This is a genomic window from Phenylobacterium sp., assembly GCF_036263695.1.
In the GTDB taxonomy this organism is placed as follows: domain Bacteria; phylum Pseudomonadota; class Alphaproteobacteria; order Caulobacterales; family Caulobacteraceae; genus Phenylobacterium.
On record NZ_DATAGM010000424.1, the window covers coordinates 23,329 to 38,964 of the forward strand.

Consider the following 15,636-nt stretch of genomic DNA (forward strand, 5'->3'; position numbering starts at 1 on the left):
CGGCTCACACTCTCTTGCGCGGCCTGGGACCGCAGAGGAAAAGGCGCGCCATGTCCCGCGCGCCCGCCGTGATCCTAGACGCCCCGCAGATGGGGGAGAACATCGGCGCAGCCGCGCGGGTGATGGGCAACTTCGGCCTGGAGGACCTGCGGCTGGTCAACCCGCGGGACGGATGGCCCCAGGAGCGGGCCTGGGCCGCCGCCTCGGGCGCCCACTGGCCGCTGAACGCGGCGCGGGTGCACGGCTCGGTGGCCGAGGCGATCGGCGACCTGCAGCTGGTGTTCGCCGCCACGGCGCGGCCGCGGGAGCTCTCCCTGCCGGTGCTGACGCCCCGCCAGGCGGCGGCCGAGCTCGCCAAGGCCGCGGCCTCGGGCATCTCCACCGGGATGCTGTTCGGCGGCGAGCGGGCGGGGCTCGAGACGGCGGACATCGCGCTCTGCCAGGCGGTGGTGACCATCCCCATCGATCCGAAGTTCCGCTCGCTGAACCTGGCCCAAGCGGTGGCGATCAACTGCTACGAATGGCGGCTGACCCAGGACGCCGAGGCGCCGCCCGCCTTCCGCCCGGGCGCGCCGCCCGCCAGCCACGAGGCGCTGATGGGCTTCTACGAGCACCTGGAGCGGGAGCTGGAGGCGGGCGGCTTCTTCCATCCCCCCGAAAAGACCGCCTCCATGGTCCAGAACTTGCGGGCGGCGCTCGGCCGCGCCGGCTTCACCGACCAGGAGGTCCGCACCCTGCGCGGCGTCGTGACCGCCCTGGCGCGCGGCCGCGGCAAGGTTCTGGAGAAGCTCGCCCGGCGCGGGAAAGGAAACGAGGCATGAGCCTGAAGGACATGCTGGACAGCCTGCCGGTCCCCATCGTGCAGGCCCCGATGGCCGGCTCGTCGCCGCCGGAGATGGCGCAGGCGGTGCGCGAGGCCGGCGGCCTCGGCTTCCTGGCGCTGGCGATGGTCCCGCCAGACGAGATCGAAGGGGCGATCGAGGCCTTCCGCGGCCGCTCGGCCGCCCCGTTCGGGGTCAACCTGCAGATGGCCCCGGAGGTCAGCCCCGATCCCGCCGAGGTCGAGACGGCGATCGCGCGGCTGAAGCCCTGGTACGAGGCGGTGGGTGTTGAGCCGCCGTCCCCGCCGAACCGCTATTCTCTGGACTTCAAGGCCCAGCTGGCGGCCCTGACTCGCGCCGCCCCGCCGGTGGCCTCCTTCACCTTCGGTGTCTTCTCGAAAGCCGAAGTCGCGGCGCTGAAGGACGCCGGAACCTACGTGGTCGGCACCGCCACCACCGTCGCCGAGGCCCGCGCCTGGGCCGAGGCGGGGGCAGACGGGATCTGGGCGCAGGGTCTGGAGGCGGGCGGCCACCGCGGCACCTTCCTGAAGCCGGTCGAGGAGAGCCTGGTCGGCACGCTGGCCCTCACCGCCACCATCCGCGCCGCCGTCGACCTGCCGGTGATCGCCGCCGGCGGGATCATGGACGGGCGCGGCGTCGCCGCCGTGCTGGCGCTGGGCGCCTCGGCCGCCGGCATGGGCTCGGCCTTCCTGATGGCGCAGGAGTCTCTGACAGGCCCGGTCTGGCGCAAGGCGGTCAGCGAGGCGGGCGACGATCCCACCGCCCTGACCCGCGCCTTCACCGGCCGCCACGCCCGCGGCGTCGAGAACCGCTTCATGCGCGAGATGAAGGCGGTGGAGGACGAGGTCCCCGCCTATCCGGTGCAGTACCGCCTCAGCCAACCGCTGCGCGCCGCAGCCGAAAAGGCCGGCGACGCCGGCGCCATGCCGCTGTGGGCCGGGCAGGGGATCGGCCTGGCCCGCACCGGGGCCGCCGGCGACCTAGTCAGGCAGTGGTGGAACGAGGCCCGCCAGGCCGCCGCCGAGCTTTCGGCCCGCACCCGCGGCGGGCCGGGCGGGGCTGCGTCCATCGAGACCGACCCCGAGGCCGGCTGTTGACTTAGAGGGCTCCGGCGCCCATAACCCGCCCCTTCACGTCGCCGGGACCTCCCGAGCGGCGCTGAAACGCATACGGGTGACGCGCGCCCGCCGTTGAAATCGCCTTCCCGCTAAAGGGGAGGCCGGACCGCGTCGAGTAGAAGAGAAGACCATGACCAAGCGCCATAGCGCCAAGTACAAGCTCGACCGCCGGATGGGCGAAAACATCTGGGGTCGCCCCAAGTCCCCGATCAACAAGCGCTCCTACGGTCCCGGCCAGCACGGCCAGCGCCGGAAGTCCAAGGTGTCGGACTTCGGCCTGCAGCTTCGCGCCAAGCAGAAGCTTAAGGGCTACTACGGCAACCTGACCGAGAAGCAGTTCAGCCGCATCTATGAGGAAGCCGCCCGCCGCAAGGGCAACACCTCCGAGAACCTCATTGCGCTGCTGGAAAGCCGGCTGGACGCCATCGTCTACCGCGCCAAGTTCGTGCCGACCCCCTTCGCCGCCCGCCAGTTCGTCAACCACGGCCACGTGCTGGTGAACGGCAAGCGCGTGAACATCCCCTCCTACCGCTGCAAGCCGGGCGACGTGGTCACCGTGCGCGAGCGCTCGCGCAACATGGCCCTGGTGCTCGAGGCCCTGCAGTCCTCCGAGCGTGAGCTCCCGGACTACATCGAAGCCGCCGACAAGGGCATGAGCGCCCGGTTCGTCCGCGCCCCGGAGCTGGCCGAAGTGCCCTATCCGGTAAAGATGGAGCCGAACCTGGTCGTCGAGTTCTACGCCTCCTAAGGCGGCGGACCCGATCCGATATCGCGAAGGCCCGGGAGCGATCCCGGGCCTTTTGCTTTGCCGGCGTTCAGGCGGCGGCGCGGGCGATGGTCCGCCGCAGCCAGAGCGAGGCGGGATCGGCGACCTGGGCGGCGGGATAGAGCAGCCACTGCCGGTCGGGATCCTGCGGGATGTCGAGCGGGACGGAGTTCAGCTTCATCGCTCTGACCATGCGGCTGGGCAGGATCGCCACCAGGCCCGGGCGGGCCAGCAGCTGGGCGGCCATGAGGTAGTGGGGCACCGTCACGGCGATGTTGCGCGTCAGGTCGCGCTCGGCGAGCCAGAGGTCCACCATGTCCCGCGGATGGCCGGCAGGCGCGACGGCGATGTGCTCCAGCTCCAGCACCGGACCCTTGGGCTGCGGACCAGCAAAAGCCAGAACGTCCACGTCGTCGTAGAGCGGCTCCATCCGCATCCGCGGATAGAAGCCCGCCGCGGTGGTGATCACGAAGTCCACATCGGCGTCGGCCGGCATGCTGGAGAGCCAGGGGCGAAGGTGCAGCCGGCATCCCGGCGCTTCCCGCCCGAACAGATCCAACAGCTGTGGCAGTAGGTAGGTGGCCACAACGTCGGGGATGATGCCCCGGAACGTGCGCTGCGCGGTCGCCGGGTCGAAGGCCTGGGGAGCAAGCAGCTCGGCCGCCGAAGCCAGGAGCTCGGCCAGCGGCGCTTTGAGGGCCTCGGCCCGCGGCGTGAGCTCCATTCGCAGGCCGACGCGGACCAGCAGGGGATCGCTGAAGGTCTCGCGCAGCCGGCCGAGGATGCGGCTCATCGCCGGCTGCGACAGGCTGAGCCGCTCCGCCGCCGCGCCGACGCTGGCGGTCTGCAGCAATGCGTTCAGCGGCGCCAGCAGCTCCAGCCGGCCGCGCAGTCTATCCAAGTCGTGCATGTGAGCGTTCCACCGCATGCATTGGAGTTATGTTCTGCTGCATGTCACACCGGGCGCGAAGGAGAAACCCATGAGCGCTGAAACAAACAAGCAAACCATCGAAGCAATCTACGCCGCGCTCGAGCGAGGCGACCGCAGCGTCTTCGGAGCCAGCGTCCACCCCAACTACGTCTGGCGCTTCCCTGGCCACTGCAGTTGGTCGCGCACGTTCGAAGGGCAGGTGGCGATCCATCGCGATCTATTGGGGCCGCTGTTCTCACTATTCGCGACCCAATACACCGCTCGCGCCGTAAACCTGATCGGGGAGGGTGATTTCGTTGTCGCCGAGGTGCGGGGCGACGTGGTGACCAAGAAGGGCGAGCGCTACGACAATCACTACTGCTTCGTCTTCCGCTTCCGCGATGGGAAGATCGCCGAGGCCGTCGAATATTGCGACACCGATCTCGTGGAGCGGGTGCTCGGCGACTACGATGAGGTCCTGAACGCCTATCGGGCCAGACTCTCACTTGACTCCTCTCAAGAATGAGACGAACTCTCCCATATGGTCGATATGAGTGTGGTCGAGAATCGGCTGGCGCAGCGTCTGGCCGAGCTGCGGAAGCAGCGGGGCTGGTCGTTGGACGAACTGGCGAGGGTGAGCGGCGTCAGCCGGCCGACCCTGTCGCGGCTGGAGCGGGGGGAGGTGAGCCCGACGGCCCAGGTGCTGGTCCGGCTCGCCGCCGCCTTCGGCATCACGATGTCGCGCCTGCTGGCGGAGGTGGAGGGCCAGGGCGCAGCCCTCGTGCGCGCCGCCCACCAGCCGGTCTGGACGGACCCGGAGACCGGCTTTCGCCGGCGGGGCGTCTCGCCGCCGGCTCCGGGCCTCGCAGCCGAGATGATCGACGGCGAACTGCCGGCGCGGGCGGAGATCCGTTACCCGGCCAGCCCGCGGCCGGGGCTCGAACACCACCTCTACCTGCTGGCGGGCGGCCTCGAGATGGAGGTGGAGGGCCAGGTCCACAGGCTGGCGGCTGGCGATGCGCTCCGCTGGCGGCTCTACGGGGCCAGCCGGTTCCTGAGCCTGGGGCCCGCCCCGGCGCGATACGTCCTGGCGTTGGTCTGATCGGGAAGGGGATGGGTGTGCGCATCGAGGAACTCACAGGCCCCGAGGCAAGGGCGGTGGTCGAGCCGCTGGCCGAACTGCTGCACGCCTGCGTCCACGACGGCGCCAGTATCGGCTACATCCTGCCGTTCGAGCCGCCCGTGGCGTGCGCCTTCTGGGAGGGTGTCGCCGATGAGGTGGCGCGGGGCCTGACCCGGATGTTCGTGGCCCGCGAGGCCGGCGAAGTGGTCGGCGTCGTGCTGTTGCAGCTGGCGATGAAGCAGAACCAGCAGCACCGCGCGACGGTGGCAAAGCTGCTGGTCCATCCGAACGCGCGGCGGCGCGGAACCGGCCGGGCGCTCATGGTCACGGTCGAGGCCGCGGCGCGCCAGGCCGGACGGGTGCTGCTGATCCTCGACACCCGCACGGGCGATCCTTCCGAGGCGCTCTACCGCTCGGTCGGCTTCAGCCTCGCCGGGGTCATGCCCGCCTACGCGCGCCATCCCATCGACCCGGTGCTGGAGGACTGCAGCCTGATGTACAAGCACATCGCCTGAGGGCTTCCAGGCCCGCCGCAGCTGTGGCCAAGTCGGCGGATGAACCGCAGATTCCTCCTCGTCGCCGGCTTCGTGCTGCTCTCCGGCTGCGCGACGCCCGGGCCGCGCATCGTCGCGCCGGCCGGCGCCCCCTTCGCCGAGCTGGAGCCGCTTTTCGGCGCGCGGGCGGGGGGCGAGGCGCTGACCATCACCGTCGTCTCGAACGGCTGCACCAAGAAGGAGGACTTCGCCTTCTTCCTGGAGCGCCACGAGGGCTCCGTGCGGCTCGCCTTCGGGCGCAGGCGGATCGACGCCTGCAAGGCCGCGCCGACCCGCGTGGACCTGACCTTCACCTTCGCCGAGCTTGGCGTCGGCGCCCGCTCGCCGGTGTTCCTGCTCAACCCGCTGGAGCCGTGGATCGGAGTGGGAGGCTAGCGGTGCTGAACCTGATCCTGGCCGCCGCCCTGGCGCTGACCTGCGACCTCGAACGGCCGAGCGGCGAAGGCGGCTGCACGCGCGAGGCGGTGGACGCGCTGCCGATGAACGCGATCCAGGCGGTCGGCACCCACAACAGCTACAAGTTGGCGATCCCGCCAGCCGAGATGGCGATCATCAGCGCCAGCTCGCCGGGCCAGGCGCTGGCCCTGGACTACTTCCATCGGCCGCTGCCGGAGCAGCTCTCGGCCGGCGCGCGGCAGCTGGAGCTGGACCTCGTCTACGATCCCCAGGGCGGGCTCTATGCCGATCCGCTGGGGCCGAAGATCGCCAGGGCGACGGAGCCCTACGATCTGGCGCCGCTCAGGCGGCCGGGGCTGAAGGTGATGCACGCGCCGGATGTGGATTTCCGGTCCAGCTGTCCAGTGTTCGTCCAGTGCCTCGAGCAGGTTCGCGCCTGGTCGAAGGCGCACCCCGAGCACCTCCCGATCCTCATCCTCTTGAACCTGAAGGAAGGCGGGCTGAAGCTGCCGGGGGCGGTGCAGGCGCCGGTCTTCGACGCCGCCGCGATGGACCAGATTGACGGCGAGATCCGCTCGGTGTTCGCCGAGGCGGAGCTGATCACGCCGGACCAAGTCCAGGGACGGCATCGCACCTTGCGTGAGGCAGTTGCGGCGGGCGCCTGGCCGAGGCTCAAGGCGGCGCGCGGGCGGGTGATGTTCGCGCTGGACGCGCCGCCCGCCCAGGTCGCCCGCTACCGCGGAGAACGGCGCGTGTTGGAGCGCCGCGTGCTGTTCGTGAACATTGAAGAGACCTCGCCCGCGGCCGGCTACATCACGCTGAACGAACCGATCGAGCAGGCGGCGCGGATCGCAGCGGCGGTCAAGGCGGGGATCATCGTGCGGACCCGCGCCGACGCCGATACCGCCGAGGCCCGGCGGAACGACGCCAGCCGCCAGAGGGCCGCCTTCGCCTCAGGGGCGCAGTACATCTCCACGGACTACATGAGCCCGGATCCGCGGCTCGGCCCCTACCGCACGGAGCTTCCCGGCGGCGGCGTGGCCCGGCCGACGCCGGCGCTCAGGTAAACAACTCCACCATCCACTCCGGCACGCGGCGGGGGCGGCGGCGCTCGACGTCCACCAGGCACCAGACGGTGCGGGCCTGGGCGCACATGGCGCCGTCGGGGCCGTCGATGCGGACGAAGCGGTCGAACCGGGGGCCATCCGCGACCTCCGCGACCCAGGTGCGGGCGGTGGCGGTCTCGCCCAGCAGCAGCTGGCGGCGGTAGTCGACCTCGTGGCGCAGCACAACCCAGGCCCAGGCGCCGCGGGCCTCATCGGTCGCGCGGCTGTCCCAATGGGCGATCGCCATCTCCTGCGCCCAGCGCAGGTAGACGACGTTGTTCACGTGGCCGGTCTCGTCGATGTCGGCCGGCGTGGGCGTGTAGGTGCGGGTGAAGACCTGCCGGCCGTGGGGCGGGTCCAGCGCCCGGCTCACGCGGTGATGAGGCCCTGGTCCTTGAGCGTGGTCTTCAGCTCGCCCGACTGGAACATCTCGCGGACGATGTCGGCGCCGCCAAGGAACTCGCCCTTCACATAGAGCTGCGGGATGGTCGGCCAGTCGGTGTATTCCTTGATACCCTGGCGCAGCTCCTCGTCCTGCAGCACGTCGACGCCGACGAAGTCGACGCCCAGGTGGTCGAGGATCTGCACGACCACGGCCGAGAAGCCGCAGCGGGGCTGTTCGGGGACGCCCTTCATGAACAGGACGACCTGGTTGTCCTGAACGGTCTTGGCGATGAAGTCCTTCGCGCTGGTGGCGACGGTGTCGGTCATGGCGATGCGCGCCCTTTCGGCGGTGAGTTCGCCTTGAGCTAGGGAGCCGCAAGGCCGGGGTCAAGCGCAGGCGGCGTCGCGCCTCACGCCCGCTGGGCCTCGCGCACGCCGAAACGGGCCATCTCGATCTGGGCGACCACGCCGGTGGGCAGGTCCCGCTCGGGGACGCCGGCCAGCCGTTCGATCGCAGCCGCCGAGAGCGTGTCGATCTGCACCGTGGCGAAGGCGGGCTCGGTGAGGGCGTAGCCGAGGCAGAGCTCCTCGGCGATCCAGCCGCGGGTCTCGTGCAGGAAGTTGTACGTGCCGACGCCGGAGAGCGGGTCGCTTCGGCGGCGCAGCAGTCCGGCCGTCTTCTGCTGTTCCTGCACCGGGCGGCACAGCTCGGCGGGAATCGCGTCATAGGCGATCACCGCCATGTCGGCCTCGGCCGCGTCCTTCACCCGGCGGCGGGTGCGCCCGTCCGAGACCAGGCTGAACGGCGAGCTGAAGGCCTCGAAGCCGCCCTTGCGGATCGCCTCGTCCACCGCCGCGCCCTCGCCGCGAACGCCGGCCTGGCGCACCAGCCCGGCGCTTTTCAGGTCGCCCAGCAGCGCCTCGGCGTCCGCCGTCAGCGTCTGGACGGCCGGCTCATCGAGCATGACGAGATCAAAATAGGCCGCGGAGGTCAGCGAGAGGCCGTCGCGGATCGCCCGGCCAAGGGCGGCGGCGTCCATCGGGCGGGCCGGATCGCCGCAGATGCGCCAAGTCAGGAACAGAAGGCCGCGGTCGACCGCCTGCAGGGCCTCGTTGACGCCCCGGGCCAGCGTCTCGGAGCCGGCGATCAGCTCGAAGGTGTTGATCCCGCACTCCATCGCCCCGAACAGCACGCTGCGCCAGGCCTGCGGCGTCGGCGCGGCCCTGGTCTCGGTGAGGACCAGGCTGACGGCCGAGACCGCCTTTCCGGTGGCGCCGAAGGGGCGGTAGCGCATGTCAGGTCGGGGCCGCCGTCTCGAGGGCGAGCGCGTGCAATTCTCCGCCCATCCGGCCCTTCAGCGCCGCGTAGACCATCTGGTGCTGCTTCACCTTGGGCAGCCCCGCGAAAGCCGGCGAGACGATGCGTGCGCGATAGTGGTCGCCGTCGCCGGCCAGGTCGGTGACCTGGATGTCGGCGTCGGGGAAGGCCTCGCGGAGGCAGCTCTGAAGTTCACTCATGGGCATCGGCATCGGCGACGCGCTCCATACGAAGGCCAGTGTTGCGGCCGGAGAGTTAACAATCGCCTCACCATGTGGCCAGGAGGCAGAGACCTCTCCCCGCCTAGCGGGGAGAGGATAGGGTGGGGGGGCGGAGCGCAGTGCAGCCGACTGAACACGGTTGCTCCCTCCGCGGGCGGAGGGAGAGGTCTAGGATCAATCCACGATCGAGGCGTAGATGATGCTCTTCAGCTGGCCGCGGAAGTTGAAGGCGCCGGAGGGCATCAGCTGGGTCATGAACACCACGGAGAGCTCCTCCTTCGGGTCGACCCAGAAAATGGTCGAGGCCGCGCCGCCCCAATAGTAATCGCCGGCCGCGATCGAGCCGGCCTGCACCGGATCGAGGGTGGAGGCGAAGCCCAGGCCGAAGCCGACGCCCTCGTTGGCCGTCTCGGAGAAGGAGCCGATGGCCATTTCCGTCAGGTCCTTGCCGTCCTTCAGGTGGTTGCGGTGCATCAGCTCGACGGTGCGGGGCCCGAGGATCCGCGCCCCGTCCAGCTCGCCGCCCCGCCGCAGCATCTCGCAGAACCGCATGTAGTCCGCGCTGGTGCCAGTCAGGCCGCCGCCGCCGGAGAAGAACACCGGCTCCTTCAGGTAGTCTGAAGCGGTTGGGTCATCGATCAGCTTCAGGCTCTTGTCCGCCGCGCGCCGGTAGCAGGCGGCGAAGCGGTCGGCCTTGTCCGGCGTCACGTGGAAGGCCGTGTCGACCATGCCCAGCGGGCCGAAAATGTTCTCCTGCAGGTATTTGTCGAACCGCTGGCCGGAGATGATCTCCACCAGGGCCCCGCAGACGTCGGTGGAGAGCGAATACATCCACCGCTCGCCCGGCTGGTAGCGCAGCGGCACCTCGCCCAGCTTCCTGACAAAATCCCGCAGCGTCTCGTCACGTCCGCGGCGCACGCCCTTCTCCGCGTAGGTCTTGTCGACGGGATGGCCGGAGTCGGCCGCACCCAGCGCCACCAGCGCCGAGCCGTAGGTGATGCCGCCGGTGTGGCAGAGCATGTCGCGCATGGAGACGGGCCGCTTCGGCGCCTCGGTCTTCATGTCGGCGCCGTCGCCGCTGACCCACACCTGGTGGTTCTTCCACTCCGGGATGAAGCGGCTCACCGGGTCGTTCAGCTGGAAGTAGCCCTTCTCGTAGAGCTGCATCAGCGCGACCGAGGTGATCGGCTTCGACATCGAGTAGATGCGGAAGATGGTGTCGTCCGCCATCGGTCGGGACCGCTCCCGGTCCATGTTTCCGAAGGACTTGAAGTAGGCCTGGTGGCCGCGCCGGTTGATGGCGATCTGGCAGCCGGCGATCTTGCCCGGCGCGATGTAGTTGCGCTCGATGTGCTCGTCGATCCGCGTCAGGCGGGACGAGTCCAGGCCGGTCCACTGCGACTGGGCGTCCATCAAAATCCTCCGGAAGAATAGGCTTGGTTGTTATTGGCCGGCATCATGGGCCGGGACAGGGCGCAAAGCCAAGCGAGGAGAGACGATGGACGAGCTGAAGGGGCTGGCCGAAGAGGTCGGCGCGCGGCTGAAGGCGGCGAAGCAGACGGTGGCCGTGGCCGAGAGCTCGTCCGGTGGGCTGATCTCGGCGGCCCTGCTCGCCGTGCCCGGGGCGTCGGCCTATTACGTGGCGGGGGCGGTGGTCTACACCGGCAAGGCGCGGATGCAGCTGCTCGACCTGCCGCGTGAGGCGGTGGCGGGGATGCGCTCGGCCTCCGAGCCCTACGCCCTGCTGCTGGCGAGGACCGCCCGCGAGCGCCACAACACCACCTGGGGAATCTCCGAAACGGGCGCCGCCGGCCCCACCGGCAACGGCTATGGCGACGCCGCGGGCCACACCTGCATCGCCATCTCCGGCCCGGTGGAGATGGCCCTCACCATCGAGACCGGCGAAGACGACCGCTGGGCCAACATGCAGGCCTTCGCCGCGGCGGCGCTGGAGCTGCTGAAGCGCGGGCTCGAGCAGGACTAGCTAGCCAGCTCGCCGCGAACCGTGGCGACGAGGTGCTCGGCATTGTACGGCTTTCGCAGGTAGGCGCGGTGCGGGACGGCTTGCGCGCGGTCGCGCGTGGCCGGATCGGTCTGAGCGGTCAGAAAAACGATCTCGACCCCGTGTTCGGCATGAAGCTCGGCCGCCAGGGCGACGCCGTCCTCGCCCGCCCGCAGTTGGATATCAACGAGGGCCAAGGTGGGGCGGCGCTCGGCCGCTAGACTGAGAGCTTCGGCCCGGTGTGTGGCCCACCCGACGACTTCGACGCCGGCATCCTCCAAGTCCATCTCGATTCCGGTGGCGACCAGCGCCTCGTCCTCGACGATAAGGACGCTCAGCCGCACATCTTTCCCATCCGTCGGTTGCATCCTGATGTATGCTGCCTTCACTACGTCGGCCCGCAGGAGCGTCCCCAGTGAACCCGCATCATACTCCGAGCGGCATCGAGGCCGTCGGGTCCGTTCCCTGGGGTTCGCACTTCTGCCAACTCTATGACAATGCGCAAGACATGGCCGATATCCTCGCGCCCTATTTCCGGGCGGGCCTCGAGCGCAACGAGCTCTGCCACTGGGTGACATCGGAGCAGTTCGGTCCGGAAGACGCCAAGTCGGCCCTGCGCGCCATCTACCCGAACCTCGATGCAGCCCTGTCGAAGGGCCAGATCACTATCATGGACCGGCGCGACTGGTATTCCCGCGGCGGCAGTTTCCGTCCGGAGGAGGTGATCGCCGGCTGGCTCGGGCATGAAGAACGCGCCCGATCGGACGGTTACTCGGGCTATCGCCTCACCGGCGACACGCTGTGGCTCGAGGCGCACGACTGGGACGCTTTCACAGAATACGAAACCATGGTCACCGAGGCGTTCCGGCCTCGCCGAATGGTCGCGCTGTGCACCTACTGCATGGGCCGATGCGGGGCGGCGGAAGTCCTGGATGTCGTCAAGAACCACGCCTTTGCGGTGGCGCGGCGGCGGGGGGTTTGGGAAGTGGTGGAGAGCGCCTCCACCAAGCAGGCCAAATCCGAACTCGCCCTATTGAACGCGACGCTTGCCAGCAAGATCGAAGCCGCCACTTCAGAGTTGCGCACACTTGTCCGGCAGAAGGACGATCTGCTCCGGGAGGTGCATCACAGGGTCAAGAACAACCTTCAGATTGTGTCCAACCTGCTGGCCATGAAGGGCCGACGCGCCGACGACGGGGCGCGCCGTGTGCTGACCGAAACCGCCGACCGGGTGTTTGCGATCAGCTCGGTCCACGAGGCCCTCTACGAGCAGGTGGACGGCCGCGGCCTCCTGGTGACCGACCGCCTGGGCGTGATCGCCGAGGCGCTGGCCACTTCCTACGGCCTGGAGGATCGGGTCTCGGTCATCGTGCGCGGCGACGACGTTCGCGTCTCGCTGAACGCGGGCGTTCCGCTGGCGCTGCTGGCGACTGAGCTGACGTCTAACGCCCTGAAGCACGCCTTCCCCGAGGGACGCGCCGGGCAGGTCGAGATCGTGGTCACGGCGCTGGCGGCAGGGCGGTTCTCGCTCACCGTCGCCGATGACGGCGTCGGCTGGGCCCCGGCGGCGGCCAAACGGGGTTCCGGCCTCGGGATCGCCATGGCCCTCGCCAAGCAGTTGGACGGCGAGCTGGTCATCGAACTGCGGCCAGAGGGCGGTACTCAGGCGCGCCTTGAGGCGGCCGTCCAGTAGCGGCGGCCGCCGCGGCCTTTCTTTAGCGAAGTCTCATGCCTCAGACCGCTGTGACCGGCGCGTCCATGTAGGCGGGCATCCAGCCTTCGTGCGCGGTGCGCAGGTCATCAAGCGCAACCTCGAACAGGCCTTCGGCGGCGAGGGCGTCGCCTTCGGCGCGGCCGACGATCGCCGCGGGGACGCCGGCGGCGCTCGCGGCGGCGATCAGGGCGTCGGCGTCCGCGGTGGCGATGAGGTAGCGGGCCTGGTCCTCGCCGAAGAGGGCGCCGTGGGCCGCCTCGGCGGGCGCGGTCAGGCGCACGCCGACGCCGGCGGCCAGGGCCAGCTCGGCGGCGGCCAAGGCTAGGCCGCCGTCGGAGAGGTCGTGGACGACGCCGATGCGCTGGGCCTGGATCTCAGCCCGGACGAAGTCGCCGTCGCGGCGCTCGGCGGCCAGGTCGACGGGCGGCGGGGCGCCATCCTCGCGGCCGTGCACCTCGCGTAGATAGAGGCTGGCGCCCAGCTCGCCGCGGGTCTCGCCGATCAGCACCAGCGAGTCGCCCGGCTTCAGGCCCGCGAAATCGGCCCGGCGGGCGTAGTCGGCGATCAGGCCGACGCCCCCGACGGTGGGGGTCGGCGGAATGGCGACGCCGTTGGTCTCGTTGTAGAGGCTGACGTTGCCGCTCACGACGGGGAAGTCGAGGGCCGCGCAGGCCTCCGCCATCCCATCGGTGGCGCGGACGATCTGGCCCATGATCTCGGGCCGCTCGGGATTACCGAAGTTCAGGTTGTCGGTGATGGCGATGGGCACAGCCCCCACTGCCGTCAAGTTACGCCAGGCCTCGGCGACCGCCTGCTTGCCGCCCTCGAACGGGTCGTTCTGCACGTAGCGGGGGGTCACATCGGAGGTGACGGCCAGCGCCTTGCGGGTCCCGTGCACGCGCACGATCCCGGCGTCGGCGGCGGTGCCGGAGTCCTCCAGCGTGTCGGCCATCACGTGGCGGTCGTACTGCTCCCAGATCCACCGCTTGGAGGCCTGGTCCGGGCAGCCAATCATCTTCAGCAGCGCCTCGCGCCAATCGGCCGGGGCGGGGACTTCGGTGGGCCCGAGCCGCGGGTGCTTCTTGGGCTCGGTCCAGGGCCGGTCGTACAGCGGGGCGTCTTCCGACAGCGGCGCCAGCGGCACGTCGCAGACCACCTCGCCCTTGTGCTTGAGCACGATGTTGCCGGTGTCGGTGGTCCAGCCGATGGTGGCCGCGTCCAGGCCCCACTTCTCGAAGATCCGCCGCCCGTCCTCTTCCCGGCCGGGCTTTAGGATGGCCAGCATCCGCTCCTGGCTCTCCGACAGCATCATCTCGTAGGCGCTCATGCCCTCCTCGCGCTGGGGCACGGCGTCCAGGTCGAGCTCGATGCCGACGCTGCCCTTGCCGGCCATTTCGACGGAGGAGGAGGTGAGGCCCGCGGCCCCCATGTCCTGGATGGCGGCCACGGCGCCGGAGGCCATCAGCTCCAGGGTCGCCTCGATCAGCAGCTTCTCGGCGAACGGGTCGCCCACCTGCACGGTCGGGCGCTTCTCCTCCGAGGCCTCGTCGAACTCGGCGCTGGCCATGGTCGCGCCATGGATGCCGTCGCGGCCGGTCTTGGAGCCGAAGTAGACCACCGGCAGGCCCGCCGCCGGGGCCGCCGAGTAGAAGATCTTGTCCGCGTCGGCCAGCCCCACGCACATGGCGTTGACCAGGATGTTGCCGTCGTACCCGCGGTGGAAGTTGGTCTCGCCGGCCACCGTCGGCACGCCCACGCAGTTGCCGTAGCCGCCGATGCCGGCCACGACGCCGGACACCAGCCGCCGGGTCTTCGGGTGCGAGGGATCGCCGAACCGAAGGGCGTTCAGCAGCGCCACCGGCCGTGCGCCCATGGTGAAGACGTCGCGCATGATGCCCCCCACACCGGTCGCCGCGCCCTGGTAGGGTTCGATGAAGCTCGGGTGGTTGTGGCTCTCCATCTTGAACACGCAGGCCTGGCCGTCGCCGATGTCCACGACGCCGGCGTTCTCGCCCGGCCCCTGGATCACCCGCGGGCCCTTGGTCGGGAACTTGCCGAGGTGCTTGCGGGAGGACTTGTAGGAGCAGTGCTCGGACCACATCACCGAGAAGACCCCGAGCTCGACCAGGTTCGGCTCGCGGTTCAACCGCTTGACGATCAGGTCGTATTCCTCGGGCTTCAGGCCGAACTCGACGGCCGTTTCGGCCATGGGCTTGGTGGGCGCGTTCATGGGCGGGCTTCTAGCGGGTTCCGCCGCGCGCGGGGAGGGGGCGAAAGCGCCTCTTACGCCGCCTTCTTCGCCAGCCGCTCGAGCAGCTCGGCCGCGAACACCGACAGCGTGTCGTCTCGGGCGCCCATGACCACGATGCGGTCGCCGGGGCGGGCGAGCTCCAGCAGGCGCTCGCCGCAGGCGGCGCGGTCGGGGAAGGCCTCGGCACGCTTGCCGCGCTCCGCGATCCCAGCGATCACGTCGGCCGTCGAGACCGAGCGGTCTACGGTGCCGCCGTAGTAGACGGGCTCGGGCATCACCAGCACGTCCTCTCCGGTCATCCGGCCGGCGAAGACATCGATGAACTCCTGCTTCATCAGCCGCAGCGGGCCAAAGCCGTGCGGTTGGAACATCAAGAGCAGCCGGCCGTCGAAGGCGTGCAGGGTGTCGAGCGTGGCTGAAAGCTTGTCCGGGTTGTGGGCGAAGTCGTCGATCACGGTGACGCCGCCGCGGGTCCCGACCACGTCCATCCGCCGCCGGATGCCGGTAAACTCGGAGACCGCCTCGGCGGCCTTCTCAAGCGTCAGGCCGAGCGCCAGGCCTACGCCGACCGCGGCCATGGCGTTGGAAACGTTGTGCAGGCCGGGCACCTGCAGGGTGAGGCGCGCCATGTCGCCGGTGTGCTGGTCCGCCAGCGAGATCTCGATGCCGTCAGGGGCGGGCACGGGCGTGCCGCCGATCAGCCGGGCGGCCGGGTTCGTCAGGCTGTAGGTGATCGACTTGCCTTCGCCGGGGCTGGCGGCCAGGGCGGCGGTCTCGTCGTTGTCGAGGTTCAGAACCGCCACCTGCGACTTGGCCACGAAGTCGCCGAACAGCTCGCGCAGCTCGTCCATCGACTTGTGGTCCAGCGAGACGTTGTTCACGACCGCGATCGAGGGCTGGTAGCGGGCGATGGAGCCGTCGCTCTCGTCCA

The 15,636-nt window shown here is 70.0% G+C and carries 19 protein-coding genes; 10 read left to right on the plus strand and 9 right to left on the minus strand.

Annotated elements, in window-relative coordinates; genetic code table 11:
* The first annotated feature begins 50 nt into the window (after positions 1 to 50).
* The 3 genes from VHK87_RS17040 to rpsD all read left to right on the plus strand — a co-directional run bounded on the left by VHK87_RS17040 (position 51) and on the right by rpsD (position 2,708).
* Positions 51 to 821 (plus strand): RNA methyltransferase, encoded by a 771-nt coding sequence (locus VHK87_RS17040; protein ID WP_329636084.1) that lies wholly within the window; start codon positions 51 to 53, stop codon positions 819 to 821.
* Positions 818 to 1,939, plus strand: coding sequence for an NAD(P)H-dependent flavin oxidoreductase (locus VHK87_RS17045; RefSeq protein ID WP_329636085.1), 1,122 nt, complete (start codon positions 818 to 820; stop codon positions 1,937 to 1,939). The genes VHK87_RS17040 and VHK87_RS17045 overlap by 4 nt, the downstream gene beginning before the upstream one ends.
* Positions 1,940 to 2,090: 151 nt before the next feature.
* Positions 2,091 to 2,708 (plus strand): 30S ribosomal protein S4, encoded by a 618-nt coding sequence (gene rpsD, locus VHK87_RS17050; protein ID WP_329636086.1) that lies wholly within the window; start codon positions 2,091 to 2,093, stop codon positions 2,706 to 2,708.
* A 67-nt stretch (positions 2,709 to 2,775) separates the two neighbouring features.
* On the opposite strand, the gene VHK87_RS17055 is transcribed toward rpsD, so the two are convergent.
* On the minus strand, positions 2,776 to 3,636 hold the full coding sequence (locus VHK87_RS17055) for a LysR family transcriptional regulator (RefSeq protein ID WP_329636087.1): 861 nt from the start codon (positions 3,634 to 3,636) through the stop codon (positions 2,776 to 2,778).
* A gap of 70 nt (positions 3,637 to 3,706) precedes the next feature.
* On the opposite strand from VHK87_RS17055, the gene VHK87_RS17060 reads away from it, so the two are divergent.
* Genes VHK87_RS17060 through VHK87_RS17080 form a run of 5 tightly spaced genes read left to right on the plus strand, consistent with a single transcriptional unit; the run spans position 3,707 to position 6,776 of the window.
* On the plus strand, positions 3,707 to 4,162 hold the full coding sequence (locus tag VHK87_RS17060) for a nuclear transport factor 2 family protein (RefSeq protein ID WP_329636088.1): 456 nt from the start codon (positions 3,707 to 3,709) through the stop codon (positions 4,160 to 4,162).
* A 15-nt stretch (positions 4,163 to 4,177) separates the two neighbouring features.
* Positions 4,178 to 4,738 carry a helix-turn-helix domain-containing protein gene (locus VHK87_RS17065; RefSeq protein WP_329636089.1) on the plus strand — a complete coding sequence of 187 codons (561 nt, stop codon included), beginning with the start codon at positions 4,178 to 4,180 and terminating at the stop codon, positions 4,736 to 4,738.
* A gap of 17 nt (positions 4,739 to 4,755) precedes the next feature.
* The gene (locus VHK87_RS17070) at positions 4,756 to 5,274 is read left to right on the plus strand and encodes a GNAT family N-acetyltransferase (protein WP_329636090.1); all 519 of its coding nucleotides are present in this window, start codon (positions 4,756 to 4,758) and stop codon (positions 5,272 to 5,274) included.
* A 39-nt stretch (positions 5,275 to 5,313) separates the two neighbouring features.
* Entirely contained in the window at positions 5,314 to 5,688 is a 375-nt protein-coding gene (locus tag VHK87_RS17075; protein ID WP_329636091.1) for a hypothetical protein, read from the plus strand.
* 2 nt (positions 5,689 to 5,690) lie between these two features.
* Positions 5,691 to 6,776, plus strand: coding sequence for a phosphatidylinositol-specific phospholipase C1-like protein (locus VHK87_RS17080; protein ID WP_329636092.1), 1,086 nt, complete (start codon positions 5,691 to 5,693; stop codon positions 6,774 to 6,776).
* Here the strand turns inward: VHK87_RS17080 and VHK87_RS17085 are convergent.
* From VHK87_RS17085 to VHK87_RS17105, 5 genes are all read right to left on the minus strand, one after another.
* Entirely contained in the window at positions 6,769 to 7,188 is a 420-nt protein-coding gene (locus tag VHK87_RS17085) for an acyl-CoA thioesterase (RefSeq protein WP_329636093.1), read from the minus strand. The two genes, VHK87_RS17080 and VHK87_RS17085, sit on opposite strands and share 8 nt — an antisense overlap.
* Positions 7,185 to 7,526 carry a Grx4 family monothiol glutaredoxin gene (gene grxD / locus VHK87_RS17090; RefSeq protein ID WP_329636094.1) on the minus strand — a complete coding sequence of 114 codons (342 nt, stop codon included), beginning with the start codon at positions 7,524 to 7,526 and terminating at the stop codon, positions 7,185 to 7,187. Before grxD ends, VHK87_RS17085 begins: the two co-directional genes overlap by 4 nt.
* An 83-nt stretch (positions 7,527 to 7,609) precedes the next feature.
* Positions 7,610 to 8,494 carry an aldo/keto reductase gene (locus tag VHK87_RS17095; protein WP_329636095.1) on the minus strand — a complete coding sequence of 295 codons (885 nt, stop codon included), beginning with the start codon at positions 8,492 to 8,494 and terminating at the stop codon, positions 7,610 to 7,612.
* 1 nt (position 8,495) lies between these two features.
* Positions 8,496 to 8,729, minus strand: a complete 234-nt coding sequence (locus VHK87_RS17100) for a BolA family transcriptional regulator (RefSeq protein ID WP_329636096.1) — start codon at positions 8,727 to 8,729, stop codon at positions 8,496 to 8,498.
* A 183-nt stretch (positions 8,730 to 8,912) separates the two neighbouring features.
* Positions 8,913 to 10,151: a serine hydrolase domain-containing protein gene (locus tag VHK87_RS17105; protein ID WP_329636097.1), complete on the minus strand. Its 1,239-nt coding sequence runs from the start codon at positions 10,149 to 10,151 to the stop codon at positions 8,913 to 8,915.
* A gap of 85 nt (positions 10,152 to 10,236) precedes the next feature.
* On the opposite strand from VHK87_RS17105, the gene VHK87_RS17110 reads away from it, so the two are divergent.
* Positions 10,237 to 10,722: a CinA family protein gene (locus VHK87_RS17110; protein WP_329636098.1), complete on the plus strand. Its 486-nt coding sequence runs from the start codon at positions 10,237 to 10,239 to the stop codon at positions 10,720 to 10,722.
* Here VHK87_RS17110 and VHK87_RS17115 read toward each other — a convergent pair.
* Positions 10,719 to 11,108 carry a response regulator gene (locus VHK87_RS17115; RefSeq protein WP_329636099.1) on the minus strand — a complete coding sequence of 130 codons (390 nt, stop codon included), beginning with the start codon at positions 11,106 to 11,108 and terminating at the stop codon, positions 10,719 to 10,721. The two genes, VHK87_RS17110 and VHK87_RS17115, sit on opposite strands and share 4 nt — an antisense overlap.
* Before the next feature lie 8 nt (positions 11,109 to 11,116).
* On the opposite strand from VHK87_RS17115, the gene VHK87_RS17120 reads away from it, so the two are divergent.
* Positions 11,117 to 12,433 (plus strand): sensor histidine kinase, encoded by a 1,317-nt coding sequence (locus VHK87_RS17120; RefSeq protein ID WP_329636100.1) that lies wholly within the window; start codon positions 11,117 to 11,119, stop codon positions 12,431 to 12,433.
* 40 nt (positions 12,434 to 12,473) lie between these two features.
* Here the strand turns inward: VHK87_RS17120 and purL are convergent, their stop codons facing one another.
* The gene (gene purL, locus VHK87_RS17125) at positions 12,474 to 14,684 is read right to left on the minus strand and encodes a phosphoribosylformylglycinamidine synthase subunit PurL (RefSeq protein ID WP_329636101.1); all 2,211 of its coding nucleotides are present in this window, start codon (positions 14,682 to 14,684) and stop codon (positions 12,474 to 12,476) included.
* Between the two features lie 53 nt (positions 14,685 to 14,737).
* Positions 14,738 to 15,636 (minus strand): glutamate ligase domain-containing protein (locus VHK87_RS17130; protein ID WP_329636102.1); only part of this gene is annotated, 899 nt, incomplete at its 5' end.